Here is a 17,053-nt window from a genome sequence, read left to right on the forward strand (position 1 = left end):
TTGTTTTTCAATTGCTATTCAGCCAATATTTTCTTAATAACATATGAGCGTTAAACCTACTTTTATAGCTCCTATGATTATCACATTTTCAATTATTTTACGGAGTTGGTTAGATGGCTGATAATACCTTTATCGCATTAGACTTTGAAACAGCAAACTATAAAAGAACGAGTATTTGTTCGGTAGGAATGGTAAAAATCGTTAACCACCAATTAACTGAATCATTTCATACATTAGTCAATCCAAATGATTTCTTCTCAGAACGTAATATACAAGTACATGGTATTCAACAAAGAGATGTGCTTCACGCACCAGCTTTCAACGAAGTATTACCTTACATGTTGGACTTCATTACTGACTTCCCTGTTGTTGCACATAATGCAGCATTCGATATGTCTGTACTTCATGCTAGCTTAAAGGCTGCACAGATTGATACACCAGACCTTACATATTTTTGTTCTTGTCAACTTGCACGTCGCACTGTATCTTCACGACGTTATGGATTAAAACATATGATGGACTTCTACGGCTTGGACTTTCATGGTCATCATGATGCATTAAATGATGCCAAAGCCTGTGCTATGATTACCTATCGTTTACTCAAACACTATCCAGATCTACAAACAGTGCTTAATGTTTATGGTAAGAAACTACGCGATAAAGATGCTCTATAAAAAATCATATATAGTCATATTACGAAAAGCGGCATCTTGTAGACTTCCGACTGTGACACCTATTAAACGTATTGGGATATCTGGATCCTTTACTTCATAATATAAGTCATAAGCGACTCGATAAATATCTCTTGCTTGTTGTACAGGTGTTTTTAAACTTTGCTGTTTCGTATGCGTTTCAAATGTACTTGTTTTTATTTTCACAGTCACTGTATATCCCGCTTTTTGCAGTTTTTCTAAACGACCTTCAATCTTTTCACACAACATTTCAATCTTACGCAATATCTCTTCATCTTGATTGGTATCCACTGAGAACGTTCTTTCTGCTCCCACGCTTTTTCGTCGTCGCTCACTTTTTACTTCTCTTTCATCTTTTCCTCGCACTCTTTCATATAAATACTTCCCTCTTTTGCCGAATAGATATATGAGATCACGTTCAGATTTTCGATAAAGATCTTTCCCTGTATAAATACCCTGTTCATGCATTTTTTCTTTAGATACTTTTCCAACACCTGGAAAGTCTCCAATATCAAGATTCATCAAAATATCATGTACATTTTGATACGTAATAACCGTCATGCCATTCGGTTTATTCATCCCACTCGCTAGCTTTGCTAAAAATTTATTATATGATACACCCGCACTTGAAGTTAAACCCGTTTCTCGCCAAATATCGTGGCGAATCATTTGCGCAATTTGTGAAGCAGAACGTTTAGAGTTCACACTTGATGTAATATCTAAATAGGCCTCATCTAGAGACAAAGGCTCAACTAACGATGTATAGCGATGGAAAATCTCCATAATCTGTTGTGAAACAGCTCGATAAACTTCAAATCTTGGCGTTATATAATAACCATCTGGACATAACTGATGGGCACGAGCCATAGGCATCGCAGAATGAACCCCCTTGGCCCTTGCTTCATAGGAGGCTGTTGCCACAACACCACGACCACTTGCACGACCACCCACAATAACAGGCTTTCCTCTCAACTTAGGATTATCTCGCACTTCTACCTGTGCATAAAAATAATCCATATCTATATGTATCATTCGTTTTTCCATCGCAGACACCTCCATTCTCTCACATGTTTATAGAAACATTATATACGATTCAATAACTTATTTTAACTAAAGGAATTTCACTGAAAGAGTGGTGAGTACTTGATATTTCTCTTAGATAAAATCATTTATCTTCACACGATTAGTTGCTTAAAGTAATTGATTGACATATATTACTCTGTCACCACAAAAAATAGACATAAAAAAACGGTAACCCCTTATATAAAAGAGATTACCGTTTCTTATTAGTTAGCTTATTCCGTATTAGTCTTCTTCACGACGATTACGTTTTGTTAACTTCATACCAGCTAATAATGTTAAGAAACCGAATGTTGTTACGAATGGATTATTCGTATTACCTGTTTCAGGCAATTCTTTTTCTGTCATCTTATCAGATGGTTTCATGTCTTTATCATCTTTATCAGTCATACCTTTAGATGGTTTATTCATGTCTTCCGGTTGATCTGGTGATGGTTGACCTGGTTTTTCTGAATCTTTTGGTGGCATACCTGGCTCTTCAGGTTGTCCTGGTTGCTCTGGCTGTTCTGGTTGTTCTGGTTGTTCCGGTTGTTCTGGTTGTTCCGGTTGTTCTGGCTGTTCCGGTTGCTCTGGTTGTTCCGGTTGCTCTGGCTGTTCCAGTTGTTCTGGTTGTTCCGGTTGTTCTGGTTGTTCCGGTTGCTCTGGTTGTTCCGGTTGCTCTGGTTGTTCCGGTTGTTCCGGTTGTTCTGGTTGTTCTGGTTGTTCCGGTTGTTCTGGTGTTTCTTTTAACTTATAGATATAAGTGACGTCTGTATTACCTTTCACCACTTTACCTGTTTCTTGATCTCCATCTTTCACTTTCACAAGTACATAGACTTTACCATCTTTAGTAGTGATTTCTTTCGGAATTTCCTTGTCATTTTCATTTGTATTGTACTCAGTACCTACTGGTGATTTTGATGTATCCACTGTTGGATCCTTGATCACTTCATCTTTTTCATTCACATAGTGAACAGTAACTGTACCTGCTGGTACATATGGTACTGGTGTATCTTTCTTAGGATCTACCGGTTTTGGTGGTTCATATCCTTTTGTTGGATCGTTTGGATCTTTTGGTTTCAACGGTGTCGTTGGATCTTCTGGATCTACTGGAATATGTTCTTCAATGTCTGGGAACGGTGGATTATCACTTGGGTCTTCTGGTGTTTCGTCATAATCTACTGGATCGATTGGATCACCTGTTTTTGGATCTACTGGTGGTACATTTTCATCATACTTTGGATTCTCTGGATCTTCAGGAATGTACGGAATATATTTGTTTGGTGTTTCTTCTGGTGGCATACCAGGATCTTCAACTTTTTTGTACACATACGTGACTTCTGTTGTTCCTTCTACGACCTTACCTTGTTCATTACCTTTAGTAAGGGCTGGGACTAACTTATATTTCACGCCATCTTTTGTAATTGTTGGTGGCATATGATCATCAGAAGTATCATAGGCTGTTCCTGTTGATGATAATGGTGTGTCTGTTTCATCATCTGCGATAACATTACCTTCCGTGTCGATGTAGTGTACAATGACATCACCTTTTACTTCTTTGTAGACGTATGTCACTTCTGTTGTTCCTTCTACAACATTTCCTTCTTCATTACCTTCTGTTTTCTCAGGAACGCGTTTATACGTTTTACCATCTTCTGTTGTAATTGTTTCTGGACGGTTATCTTTCGTATCGTAAGGTGTGTCAATCTTACTTCCTTGCGTATCGACTTTGTCTTTCGCAATTGTCTTACCTTCTTCGTCTACATAGTGAACAATAACATCACCTGTTGGTATTTCTTTTGGTTCTTCAACTTTCTTGTAGACATATGTGACTTCTGTTGTTCCTTTAACAACCTTACCTTGTTCATTACCTTTAGTAAGCGCTGGAACTAACTTATATTCCACACCATCTTTTGTGATTGATGGTGGCATATGATCATCAGCTGTATTGTAGTCTGTTCCTGTTGATGATAATGGTGTGTCTACTTCATCCTTAGCAAGGGGATTCCCTTCTGTATCGATGTAATGTACGATGACATCACCTTTTACTTCTTTGTAGACGTATGTGACATCCGTGTTACCTTCAACAACTTCGCCTTCTTCATCACCTTCTGTTTTTTCAGGAATACGTTCATATGTTTTACCGTCTTCTGTTTTGATTTCTTCTGGACGATTATCTTTCGTATCATACGGCGTATCTACTGGTGATTTTGGCGTATCTACAACTGGATCTTTAATTTCTTTGCCATCTTCATCTTGGTATTTAACTGTTACTGTTCCTTCTTTAACAACTTCTTTATATACATAAGTTACATACTTCGTACCTTGTGTTACAACACCTGTCGGGTCAGTTCCTTCAGCATCTGTTGATCCGTAAACAGTTCTCAATTTACTAGTTGTTAAATGACCTTGATCAGATACAGAACCAACACCATAATCTCCTGCTGGTACTAGTTTATACGTTTTATCTCCAACTGTGATTTCTTGTGTACGATTATCTGTAACTGTATCATACTCTGTATCCACTTCAGCGTCTGTCACATCTTGAACTTCTTCTTTGATAACATTTCCGTTTTCATCAACATATTGAACGATAACTGTACCTTTATCGATTTGTTCAGGGTTTGATGTTTCGATTGGTACACCTGTTGCTTTTGCATCATATTTAGGACGAGTCACTTGCGAAGTTAAACCACCTTGTCCAGCTTGTTTAACTAGCTCTGTACCAATTGAGTCAGATTGACTTTCAGCATCGAATGCAAATTCTTCCAATGGTGAACCATCTGGTTTCGAAACAGTAAGTGTTGAGTTATCAGTCGTTGGTACCATTAACGGTTTCCCAGTTTTTTGGTCAATTACAGGGGTTCCATCTCCATTTAGTAATACTTTCGTTGCAACTTCTTCATTGTAAGTTGGTTTATCAAACTTGATTGGTAAACGTGTTGACATGTTTGTGGCAATATCTTCCATTGGATTACCAAATGTGTTGATAATACGACCCGGTTTTGTGTAGTCACCATGGAAACGTAATGTGATCGTTTTCTTGTCTTCAGAAACACTTTCAACTGTATAGTACATGTCGTCAGGCGTCACATACAATTTCCCGCCATCAGCATTAGCTGGTTTTTCTCCCGTGATAATATCTTGGAATGGAATATAGTAAACTGGTAAACGTTTACCAATCTCTATCTTATCTGTATCCCACGTATAAGTGTTTTTATTTGGATCTGTTGGTGACGAGATTGTCGTTAAAAAGCCATCTGGTAAACCACCAGCTTGACCACTTAATTGTACATAACCATCACCAACTGTATGTGTTAAGAATCCAACATCTGATCCTGGTGTATCACTACGATTATCATATACTGTTGCTTCCATACTAATATATGGGTGCAGTTCTGTTCGATTTCCATTATCGTAATCAATTTTATTTCTATCAAGATTTGGATTATATAGACCTTGAGCTACTACACCTTGTAAACCAGTGTTGTATGGTTGTCTCTTATATTGAGAACCGTTAGCATCATCCCAAGCTGGCTGTTGATAAACACTTGTATAAACAGTTTTATCATTAACTTTCACTTTAAATTCTGTCGGGCGTACTTCTGTTGTTGCTAAAGTCGGTGTACCTGCTTGACCTGATACTGTGGCACTCACATCTTTAAGTCCTTCAACATTTTCAGTAAATGTTACTTTGTATTTCACTGACGTCGTTGTCAATGTATCATTTTTTAAGTTAAAACGTGATGGATCTGTCGAATCTGATCCTTTTATATAGTCACTTGTATAACTAACACGTTCAACTTCTGCAATTATAGGACCTTGACCATCAGTTTCATTTGATTTCAAACGGAAATATCTTGGTAAAGTTACTGGTGTATCTTGTGTTTCGACATAGAAATAATCACCTTTATGCAATGGTTGGTCGCCAAATGAGAATTTAAGTGTCGTACCTTCATTGTTATAAATTGTTGGTGTTGGAGAATAACCTCTGTGTGTACCTGTTACAGTTACTTCAGGTGTTACTTGTGTACCTGATGGTGCCGCTTGTGCAACTGGTTCCACTGCAGCACGTAAATAAGTGCCTGTTGGTAATGGTTGTCCTTCTTTTGCGAAAGCTTCTTCACGCGTAGGTGCTTTGGGCTTAACAGTTGATGTTGCTGTTGATGCTTCAGTTGCTTCTTCAGTTTTTTCGGATGTTGTCGGTTCGGGTGTTGTTGTTTCTGATGAAGTTGATTTGTCTTCTGTGGCAGTTGTAGTAGCTTTTTCTTCAGAATCAGTTGTTTCTGGCACTGCTTCTTCTGCAGGTTCTACTGCTTCATCTGACACTTCTGAAGTAGCTTCAGATTCTTCTGTCGCTGATGTGTCTACTGTTTCATCAGTGGTTGTATCAGTTGGTTCAGCTGTGTCTTCAGTAGTTGTCGTTGTTTCATCAATATTCGTTGAAGCTACTTCTTCTGCTGAGGGTTCAGGATCTGAATCCGCTGAATCATTTGTACTTTCTGCTGGTTGCGTTTCTGCTGTTGCGTCCGTCTCGCTTGCTTTTACCGAGTCTGCTCCCATAATTAACGCTGTTCCTAAAAGTGCAGAACATACGCCAAAGGTAAACTTACGGATAGAAAAGCGATGTTTTCTTCTAAATAACATATATTTCCTCCCTTTATAACCCAAAAATATTTTCTTTAAAATATTTTTTGATTATTGTGTATTAATTCAAAATATGACAAGTTTTTATTAAACGTTCATACAACTTAATAATATAAATATTCTATTCTTTTATCAATAACTATTTTTATATCGTATTTTTTACAGATTTAAATTACTATTCAATAATATCTAAGAAAATATAAACATACTATCACTATATGTTTTAGCTACTTATGGATTCATTCACACCTTCTCTAGACTTTTTAATATCATCCATCAAATACAAATGCAATATGTATTCATTTACTGAAGGGACCATAAGAAAATACTATAATAAAAAAGAAGGGGCTGAGACATAGGCGCTCAATTTCCCTTCAAAAAAAGCCGTTAAAATTCTTTTTTAAGATTTTAACGGCTTTTTTCTTATTATTTACTAAAAAACTAGCACTTATCTGGCTAGTTTTCTGATGTTTACTGCCATAAGTGCGATTCCTAATTCGCATTCAACCTTTGATTGAGTGCGAACTGATAACCTTTGGAAACCCAAATTAGCCTTCAGATTTCCAAATGCTGATTCGACATCTATTTTTCGTTTTTTGTAGATGCCTTTCGTTTTTGGATCTGAAAGCTGCTTATTTGTGAATGCTTTAAAATAATCCCAAGTTGGATTTTTATATAAGCTTTTTGTTGTAGTTGGGTTGGTTCTGTAATTCATACATTCATTTCGTAAAGGACATCCAACACAATCTTCACATTTATATAATTTGAAATCTCTCTGATAACCATATCCGTCTCTTCTTTTTCTATAACTTTTGAAATGCAATTCTTTGTTATTCGGACATACATAATAGTCATCTATTTCATTATATTTCCAATTAGCTGTTATGAATGGATTATTTTTATATTTTCTTTTCTTCTCTTTTAAATACATACTATATGTGATGAGTGGTGTTTTCTCGAATTCATCAAGAATCATCGTATAGTTTTGTTCGCTACCATATCCCGCATCAGCTACAATGTACTCTGGAATGTCACCGTATAATTCTTTGATTGATTTTAAAAAAGAAGGAAGTGTTCGCGTATCACCCGGATTACTATACACACCAAATGCCAAAATGAACTGATTGTTCGTCGCAATCTGCAGATTATAGCCAGGCTTTAATTGTCCATTCTTCATATGATCATCTTTCATTCTCATAAAGGTCGCATCATGATCTGTTTTAGAATAGCTTTTTCTGTCACCATAAATTTCCATCTGCTCATCATATTTTATTTTACGATCTTTAAAATCTTTGATTGCTTTTTTATATTTTCTAACTTTACTTCTTTGTTTTCTTAATGTCTTTCTTATTTCTACACTTTGAGATGCTTCAATTTTAGAAGTGAGCGTTTCATTTTTATCATCTAAATGCATCTCAATACGATTTGTTAGTTCATCAGAAGATTCTCTCTTAATTTCAGGTATGATCTTCTCTGAAATTAACTGTTTATACACCGCATTGGATTTTTCAATAACCCCTTTACTAAAATGCTTAGTGCTACCTAGCCATTGAAAAGTATATTTATTGGCATTAGCCTCTATCTTCGTTCCATCTATATAAAGGGCGTCTTCTGTAATCACTTTGTCTTCTAATAATTGCGCTCTAAGACCCACAAATAGAACTTGTATAAAATCTATCATGTGTGGATTAACTCTAAAGCGATTGATTGTACGATATGAAGGGACTTGTCCTTGAGCTAACCACATCATACGACAACTATCTTTAAGTAGAAATTCCATTTTTCTACCAGAAAAGACAGACTGTGTATAGCTGTATAAAACGATTTTTAACATCATTTTAGGATGATAAGATGAAGGACCTCTATGGTTGTAATATTGATTAAAAGTTTCTTGGGAAATAGATTCTACAAGTTTATTAATAATGAGGGCAATATCACTCTCGGGAAAAGAAATTTCAGTTTCAATTGGCAGACTAAGCTGAGAAATGTTATACTCTTTATACATATAAGGCACTTCCTTTCATTGTTTTTGTGGTTATTAACAATTATACGGGAAGTGTTTTATTTTTTTAAATGATATCTATAAAAAAGGTCTAATTTAGTGTTTTTCGACACCAAATTAGACCTTTTTTGTAAAAGAGCTGGGAATTATGTCCCAGCCCCTTCTTAATTCAAAACCCATTTAAGTTTTTTCTAATATAAATAAATGTTTATTACAAAAATTAAATAAACATGCTTTTTGCTCTTTATGTTTATTGCACTTATATATGAACAAACTTAAAACACGTGCAACTTATTTATACAGTTAAATAATATTTTAAAATAGCATAATCAATTCTTATCAATTTTATGACAAAATTCAATATCGCAAAACTTAAAAATGATTTTATACAGTTGTACAATAATAGCTATCGTTCAAAACAGATGCGTTTAGACATTATTCACTAGAAATCTTTTCAATCATAGATGTCACTTCATTAATATCACTATCTTTTTTATGATTTTGAAATTCTGCAAAATAGGCAACTTTAAAAGTTTCATTGTCCTTATAAGCCATACATAAGATGGATGCCATCTTTCCATGAGACATCAAATAGATAACATTAACAGTATCCATTTTCATATTTAACATTTGTTCCTTCACATAATTAAATAAGACTTTTTGTTTCGGAGCATTATTACATTTATCAGGTAAGTTCATTTCCATAATTAAATCTCCCTATTGTCTGATTATATTTATCAACAACACTGTCAAGAGTATGGTTGTTTGAATCAAATATAACAAAAGGAACACGTATTTTAAAAATTCCATACGTGTTCCTTAATAATATTTTAATTCTTAGTTTGTGATTCCATATTCTTTTTCAATGTTTAAATGTTCACGTAATGTTGAACCTTCATAATCTTCATGGAAAAGCCCGCGCTCTTGAAGAATCGGTACAACCTTTTCAACGAATTCTTTTACGTCTTTTTGGCTATGCGGTACAACGTTAAATGCGTCTGTCGCACCAGATTTGAACCACTCTTCCATAAAATCAGCAACATCTTCACCTGTTCCAACAACTACCGGATGATAATAGATGGCACCACGTGCTAACACATCTCTTGGGCTTAATCCCTCTTGGATCAATTTCACAGCCTTGGCTGAACGTGGATCATGATGATTCGGTACCGCTTGATCGCTGATTGACTTTGGTAATGGTTTATCCCAATCAAGTTGTAATAAGTTAATACCAATCATACCTGATAGATAACGCATTTGACCTTCAAATTCTTGTGGTGTCATATAGCTTAATAACTCACGACGTCGCTCCATCGCTTCTTCATATGTGTCTGCCACAGCAACCATTAAGCCAGTAAACGTTTTAATATCATCCGCTTTTCTACCATGTCTAACGGCACTTTCTTTTAATAAATTACGATAATATCTTGCTTCTGCAATTGTAAATGGATTTGCGTACACACCACTTGCATATTTGCCTGCCAATTCAATCCCTTCAGGACTAGGGCCCGCTTGGAATAACGGTGGTTGACCTTGTGGACTTGCTGGAATTGGAAGTGGCCCTTTCGTTTGGTAATACTTGCCTTGATAGTTTACAGCCTTTACTTCTGAGTCATCAATAAACTGCCCTGATTCTTGATCGACAATATAAGCATTCTCGTCAAAGCTTCCCCAAAGTGATTGAACGGCATGAACCATATCATCCGCCATTTCATAACGTGTTGTCGTATCTGGAAGTGGGTCATTACCAAAGTTATAAGCAACTTCACGTGTTCCTGTTGTAACAACATTCCATCCTGCACGACCGCCACTCATGACATCTAACGCTTTCAATTGACGTGCCAAGTTATACGGTAAGTTGTATGTTGTTGAATAAGTTGCAACAAGTCCGATTTTTTCAGTATGTGCCGCAACTGCTGATAGTAAGGTCATCGGTTCCATGACAAAGTTAGGTGTTTTACGTTCGAGCATGCCGTTTACACCTGCCCCTACTTTTGCGGGTGTATCAGCAATAAATAATGTATCAATCTTTCCTTTTTCTGCTTGTTTCGCAAGTTCAATAAATGTTTTAACATTCGTATATGCTTTGGGATCTGAATCTTTAAAACGCCATGTCAAAGACTCACCGCCGTATCCAGTGACTAACTGCATTGCAATGTTCATTTTTTTATTATCATTATTTAAATAATCATTCATCTTATTTTCCCTCTCTCATAAAAGCGATTTAATAATTAGCAATGACCTTTACGTTCACTATTAAGTCATTGCGATTAATTGCTCTGTCTTATAGAATGTATAGTACACCTGTCACATATATCCAACAAGGACAATTAATTAACATCTGTCCTATAAGTGACAAAATTTTTAAAATGTCATAGAAAAGGGGCTATTATGGACAAACGATTTCTTAAAAGTGAGAAACATATTAAACAAGCAATTTTAACTTTACTCCAATATAAAAAGTTCCCTACTATTTCAGTCAAGGAGATTTGCGAATTAGCTGACTGCTCTCGCAATACGTTTTATCTCCATTATGATAGTAAGGAACATTTATTAGATGCAATTATTGAAGAAATTGTAGAAAGTATTGAAGCCGGTTGTGAACCCGTTGTGAAAGATTATAGACAGATTGGTCGTAAAGAATCTAAGAAATACACAGATAATATTTTAAGTGCTATTTATGAACATCAATCAGTAATAAAAATTCTGTTATCACAAGAACAATGGTCCTTTTCTCAGCGTTTAGTTGAAGTATTACTTGAAGCGAGTTCACGAGAAGCAAAAAGATTGAAACACCCAATTAATACTAGTTTTTTAGTCTTTTTCATGAATGGTATCATTGGGTATGTTCTCCATTGGTTACAACAAGATTTGTCACTTGAAGAAGCACAAGAAGAATTAGATGAGGCCATTCATTTTAGATATTAAAATTAAAAGTAGTGAAAATCCTTTCTTTACAGTTGGATGATCACTACTTTTTATTATCGATATTAATATTACGTTGTCTTTACACACTAAAAGCGCGGAATTAATAGTGTAGATACAATAACTAATAGATTATTTATCTCCCTTTTTTACACCATACTGATATGGGATACCAAAGTTTTCTCTTAACGTATCGCCCTCATAATCCTTATGGAAAATACCTCTTTCTTGTAGAATCGGTACAACTTCATCTACAAATCGTGGTAAGTCAACTTCGTAAACATTCGGCATGACCCAAAAGCCATCTGCCCCACCTTGTTCAAACCAGTCAGTTAAATAGTCTGCAATATCTTCTGGTGTCCCAACTGCCGCTGGATGGTAATCGATAACTGAGTGGTAAACAACGTAGCGTAATGTCCAACCTTCACGTGCAACTTTTATAATATTTTCAATTCTAGGATCACTATACGGTGTAATCACGACATTATTTAGAATGTCGGTATCAATTGGCTTATCAATATCAGCCATTGTAAATTGCACGCCTAAAGCATAACCGATTTGTGCGATTCTTTGATAAAATGTTTGTTCATCAATAAATTGAGCATGACGATCTAATGCTTCTTTCTTCGTATCTCCTATTAATGGCATCACACCTGCGATAAATTTAATTTCTTCTGGGTCACGACCGTTTTCAATAGCAGTTTGTCTCAAAGCATGACGTGTTTCTCTACCTTGCTCAATTGTCTAAACTTCTCCAATCATCGCATTCGCATATTTCCCTGCATAAGCGATACTATTGCCAGAACCACCTGAATGGAAAATAACGGGTTGCCCTTGTTTTGAAGGCGGTATTGGCAATGTGCCTGTGCTTTCAACATATTTCCCTTTTATAGAGACTGATTCCACTTTATCATAGTCAGCAAAAATTTTATTTTCTCTATCTAGCTTTAAAGCATCTTCAGCCCAAGTGCCCCATAATGTTTGAACCGCTTCTGTAAATTCATAAGCTTTTCCATAACGATCAAAACTCGGTGATAAGTTAATACCATAAGCATTGGCGCTTACTCCATTCGCACCTGTCACAGCATTCCAAGCGGTACGTCCATTACTAATAACATCTAGTGATTTGAATTGTCTCGCAATTTCATAAACACTATTCCAAGATGTCGCCTTTGTAATTGCCATACCTATATGTTTGGTATTGTGTGCAATCACTGTTGCAATCAATAAAGGATCGACACCCATCGTTTGTGCTTTTCCATTGTCCGTTTCTTTTGTTCCTGGAAAATCACCGAAGAACATAAATTGGAACTTCCCTTTTTCTGCTAACTGCGCAGCCTTAATGTCATATGATAAGTCAGGGTATTTTTCAAAGTTTATTTTTGGATCTGTCCAAGATCTCATACTTAGACCAGGTACGCCAAACATAGCTAATCCTAGCATCATTTGTTTTTTATTATCTGCCATGTTTATTTCTCCCTATACATAATATTTATTTTTGTAGTAAGTTATTGTACACTTGTAACATAAATTGGTCAATTTACACATTTGTCCTAAGTGTCACTTAAAATCTTTAAAGGAGTTCATAATGAATCAAGATTTGAGATTTAGAAGAGTAGAAGAAAGTTTGAGAACTGCCCTATTAACATTATTAAAAGAAAAAGCATACCGAAAAATTACTGTCACTGATATATGTCAGTTAGCCAAATGTTCTAGAAATGCTTTTTATTTACACTATGAAAGTAAAGAAAATCTATATCATGCCATTCTTATGGATATTATTGTAGATATTGAAGAAAGTTGTCGTCCTGTCGTTGAAAACATTTCTGATATTGGCGTTGCAGAATCTAAAGAATATTTATCGAATATCTTAAGTACTGTAGAAAAACATCGTGCTATTTTGTCACAATTATTGGGCAACAAGCAGGTTCATTTTTCTGATAGTTTAAAGGATAGTATGGTTGAAGCGATGTGTGCTTATTCAAAAACCATGAACCATGATCCTGATTTAGACTACATTCATTACACGACGAGTGGCATAGTTGGCTTCATCGAATATTGGGTCGTTCATACTGAGTACACATTAGAAGAAGCAAAAGAAAAACTTTTTAATATTACCTTTCAAAATACCGATTCTGAAAATAATCTATTATAGGTATAAATATTTAATGTTACAGATATTTAGACATCATTACGTTAAGAACGAAGGAAACTGATACACTTCATAAAAATAGGATTTGTATAGAAATACAATCATTTCAGCAAAATTGAAACAGTCATTTTACTCATCGTTTGGTTCCACTCAAATCCTAAGTTTTTACATCTTATATAATTTTAATTAATACTCTGTCCATGAAAATAACGTTGTATCTTTATCTAAAGATTTAAGCAGATTCATTTCTTCAGGCAATAATTGAAAATCAAATATAGACATATTTTCTTCTAAGCACTCAATACGTCTCGTTTTAGGAATCACTGATATCCCACGTTGTGTTAAAAATCGCAATACAATTTGCGCAGGTGATTTCTTGTATTTTTCCGAAAGTTGAAGGAATTCTGGTTGTTTTTCAAAGCCAAGCTTCCCTTGACTAAGTGGTGACCATGCTTGCATAATCGTTCCATGTTCTTTCAACTTTTGTTGTAATACCCATTTTTGAAACTGTAAATGACATTCTACTTGATTGACTGCCGGAATGATATCTACATTTTTGAGAAACTGTTCAAATCGCTTCTGATTATAATTGGAAATACCGATTGCTTTAACTTTCCCATCATGATAAGCTTCTGACAAAGCTTCGTACATCGCTAAGTCGTTTGAATACGGTTCATGAACTAACAGAAGATCAACATAGTCCAAGTTCAAGTTATCTAATGAACGAGATATCCCCTCTAGTGCTTGTTTATATCCATTACTCCGACTATCTAACTTCGTCGTAATAAATAAATCATCACGATCTACATTTGTTTGAGCAATACCTTGACCGACTTCCTTTTCATTATCATACATTTGTGCTGTATCAATAAGTCTATACCCTAATCGTATAGCTTCTGATACTAGAGAAACACAAGTTTCATCTCTCAAATCCCATGTACCTAACCCGACTAAAGGTATTTTTGCACCTGTGTTTAACGTTAAATGTTCCATATGATCCCTCCAATAATTTCAACCATGAACATCTCGAAATATAATCATCATATACACAAATTCTATAACATAAATTCTTTTTATCAAAAAATCCGCTATTTAAAAGCCATCATTAATCCAAATTGTGAGCCTAGTACAACAATTTAAGGTTTATTAGGACAACAATTTCAAGAATTTATATCAGTGACTTTAATAGATATCCTAGTTGGCAAAAAAGTCAAAAAAACCTATGAAATCAGGTGAGGCACTGCACCCTTAATATGGGACTCACATAAAAACACTTGAATTAGGCTGCTAATTTTCTGTATTGCACAGGGGATAAGTAGCCTAATTTTTGTTGAATTCGATTATTATTATAGTTTTCAATGTACTTTTCGACAATATCCTTTACAATGAAATTAGAGTTATTTAACTCATTGTTAAGATAAAATGTTTCACACTTTAGCGAGGAATGGAAACATTCTATCGGGGCGTTATCAGCAGGTGTACCTTTGCGAGACATACTTCTGATAATGCCCTTTTCTTCGCATAATTGGTAGTAAGCATGCGATGTATAGACGCTTCCTTGATCGCTATGAAGTAGACATCCTTCTGGAATATCAATTTGGTTTAAGGTGTCATTTACCAAACTTTGATCTTGTGTATCGCTAATCTTATAAGCCACAATTTCACCGTTATATAAATCGATGATTGAAGATAAATACAACATTGAATTACCAAAGGGAAGATACGTAATATCAGTAGTCAGTACTTGTAGAGGTTGATTTGCTCTAAAGTTACCATTCAGTTTATTGCTTGTAAGATAATATGCCTTCCCTCGACGTTTAGATTTCTTAATTCTAACTCTACAATTCAAATTATTTTCTCTCATAATTCTTTGTACACGTTTATGGTTTATCGGTTGTTTAGAGGCCTGATTCATCAGAGCAGTTATCTTGCGATAGCCGTACGTGTAATGATTATCTTCACATAATTCCTTAACCTTTTTAACTGTTGTATCTTCCGTTTTCTTCTTATTTTTCCAACGGTAGTAATTTGATTTAGGGACATTCAACACTTCCAAAATCAGCTTCACAGGATGCCTGTGCTTTAACTCATCCACTAATTCTATCACTACTTCAGGTACCACTTCCTTTCCAATTCCTTGTACTTTTTTAAAATATCTATTTCGGCTTGATTTCTTCTATTCTTTAACTTTAATTGTTCCAGTTCAGAAAGTTCCACTAATCCTTTATTATAGGAGTATTGTTTGCCTACTTGTTGACTAAATCGATATGTTTCACCCTTTCTTTCTATACCATCTCCACCATGTTTTTACCTGTGTGCTATTTCTAATATTTAATTCACACATAATTTCTTTAGTTGTATAACCTTCTGCTTTCATCTTCACTGCTTTAAACTTTGTTTCAACTGAATACGCCACTCTGCGCATAGAAAAAACACCTCCGTAAATTCATTTTAACTGAATTCAACGAAAGTGTTTTTATAAAGTTCCCACTATATGGGGTCAGCTCAGTGACTTCATAGCTTTTTTGCTGTATTTCAGATAGTTTCAAACAATATGCTTTATTTATTTCTTAACTATTACTTAAAATTTCTAAATATCTTTCTAACATCTCATTGATATATTTCGCAAATATATCTTCCATTGCTGATAATGTCCCTTTGGAATGATACATTTCAATGGCATTATAGTATGCCAATCTATCTGTAAATTTGATATCAATTGGTGGATACCCTGCTTTCATCAACTCTAAATTCACAAGTAGCCTGCCCGTTCGTCCATTTCCATCAATAAACGGATGAATACTTTCAAACCCAATATGAAATCGTGCAATTTTAGTTATTAGTTTTTCTGTACTATTTGAGTAGTCCGTTAATAATTGTTCCATTAGAGGTTCTATCATATATGGCTGCGCAGGGACATTTACAGCCCCTAAAATACGAACTGGTACTTTACGATAAACCCCACGATCATCCATTTTGTCGGATAAAACCAAGTAATGAATATTTTTAATCACCGATTCAGTTAATGCTAATTGTTCAGAGACAAGCGATTTAACGTATCGAAAAGCTTCACGATGTCCAATTGCTTCCATATGATCCTTCAAAGGTTTTTGATCAATCGTTAAGCCTCGTAAAACAAGGTCTGTTTCACGTAATGTTAAACTATTCCCTTCAATTGCATTAGAATTATAAATATACTCAACCATAAACTCTTCATTTAAGCGCTCTAATTCGCCAGCTGTCAACGAACGTAGCTTTGTGAGCTGTTGCATTTTATTCTTAATATCAGAATAGAGACTCTCCGCTTTTTTTAATCTAGCATCAGAAGGTTTTTGGGCATCTGAAGGTATTTTCCACTGACGTCCTTCTTTAATGACACCAGGTATTCTCCCTTCCTTACATAAGATACGTATCCGTCTATCAGATATTCCCCAAAGTTCTGAGGCTTGTTTTACTGACATGTACATCATCAGACACCTCTCTTTCATGACATATTACACTTTAGGTCGGAACAATAGATGGATTATCGGAATAATATTTTCTATTTAACGGAATAATCCATAAGATTTATAAATA

At 35.1% G+C, this 17,053-nt stretch carries 10 protein-coding genes and 2 pseudogenes; 3 read left to right on the forward strand and 9 right to left on the reverse strand.

The features are described from left to right. Positions 1-113: 113 nt before the first annotated feature. A complete protein-coding gene (locus tag MUA51_RS07515) occupies positions 114-674 on the forward strand; it encodes a 3'-5' exonuclease (protein ID WP_262559186.1) in 561 nt (186 codons plus the stop codon). Here the strand turns inward: MUA51_RS07515 and dinB are convergent. The 5 genes from dinB to MUA51_RS07540 form a co-directional block, all read right to left on the reverse strand. Further along, positions 669-1,736 (reverse strand): DNA polymerase IV, encoded by a 1,068-nt coding sequence (dinB, locus tag MUA51_RS07520; RefSeq protein WP_262559187.1) that lies wholly within the window; start codon positions 1,734-1,736, stop codon positions 669-671. The genes MUA51_RS07515 and dinB overlap by 6 nt on opposite strands. Positions 1,737-1,997: 261 nt before the next feature. Then, a complete protein-coding gene (locus tag MUA51_RS07525; protein ID WP_262559188.1) occupies positions 1,998-6,398 on the reverse strand; it encodes a MucBP domain-containing protein in 4,401 nt (1,466 codons plus the stop codon). Between the two features lie 448 nt (positions 6,399-6,846). Continuing rightward, on the reverse strand, positions 6,847-8,403 hold the full coding sequence (locus MUA51_RS07530) for an IS1182 family transposase (protein ID WP_262559189.1): 1,557 nt from the start codon (positions 8,401-8,403) through the stop codon (positions 6,847-6,849). A 432-nt stretch (positions 8,404-8,835) separates the two neighbouring features. Then, positions 8,836-9,105 carry a hypothetical protein gene (locus MUA51_RS07535; protein WP_262559190.1) on the reverse strand — a complete coding sequence of 90 codons (270 nt, stop codon included), beginning with the start codon at positions 9,103-9,105 and terminating at the stop codon, positions 8,836-8,838. 132 nt (positions 9,106-9,237) lie between these two features. Beyond that, complete coding sequence (locus MUA51_RS07540) at positions 9,238-10,596, reverse strand: NtaA/DmoA family FMN-dependent monooxygenase (protein ID WP_262559191.1); 1,359 nt, start codon at positions 10,594-10,596, stop codon at positions 9,238-9,240. A gap of 195 nt (positions 10,597-10,791) precedes the next feature. On the opposite strand from MUA51_RS07540, the gene MUA51_RS07545 reads away from it, so the two are divergent. Further along, positions 10,792-11,328, forward strand: a complete 537-nt coding sequence (locus MUA51_RS07545) for a TetR/AcrR family transcriptional regulator (RefSeq protein WP_262559192.1) — start codon at positions 10,792-10,794, stop codon at positions 11,326-11,328. 129 nt (positions 11,329-11,457) lie between these two features. Here the strand turns inward: MUA51_RS07545 and MUA51_RS07550 are convergent. Continuing rightward, a pseudogene (locus MUA51_RS07550) lies at positions 11,458-12,792 on the reverse strand (NtaA/DmoA family FMN-dependent monooxygenase). 121 nt (positions 12,793-12,913) lie between these two features. Here MUA51_RS07550 and MUA51_RS07555 point away from each other — a divergent pair. Beyond that, positions 12,914-13,480, forward strand: a complete 567-nt coding sequence (locus MUA51_RS07555; RefSeq protein ID WP_262559193.1) for a TetR/AcrR family transcriptional regulator — start codon at positions 12,914-12,916, stop codon at positions 13,478-13,480. Between the two features lie 183 nt (positions 13,481-13,663). On the opposite strand, the gene MUA51_RS07560 is transcribed toward MUA51_RS07555, so the two are convergent. The 3 genes and pseudogenes from MUA51_RS07560 to MUA51_RS07570 form a co-directional block, all read right to left on the reverse strand. Then, complete coding sequence (locus MUA51_RS07560; RefSeq protein WP_262559194.1) at positions 13,664-14,470, reverse strand: aldo/keto reductase; 807 nt, start codon at positions 14,468-14,470, stop codon at positions 13,664-13,666. Positions 14,471-14,756: 286 nt separating this feature from the next. Next, a pseudogene (locus MUA51_RS07565) lies at positions 14,757-15,902 on the reverse strand (IS3 family transposase). A 145-nt stretch (positions 15,903-16,047) separates the two neighbouring features. Further along, entirely contained in the window at positions 16,048-16,938 is an 891-nt protein-coding gene (locus MUA51_RS07570; protein ID WP_262559195.1) for a Fic family protein, read from the reverse strand. Between the last annotated feature and the right edge of the window lie 115 nt (positions 16,939-17,053).

Source organism: Staphylococcus sp. IVB6214 (genome assembly GCF_025558585.1).
Lineage (GTDB): Bacteria > Bacillota > Bacilli > Staphylococcales > Staphylococcaceae > Staphylococcus.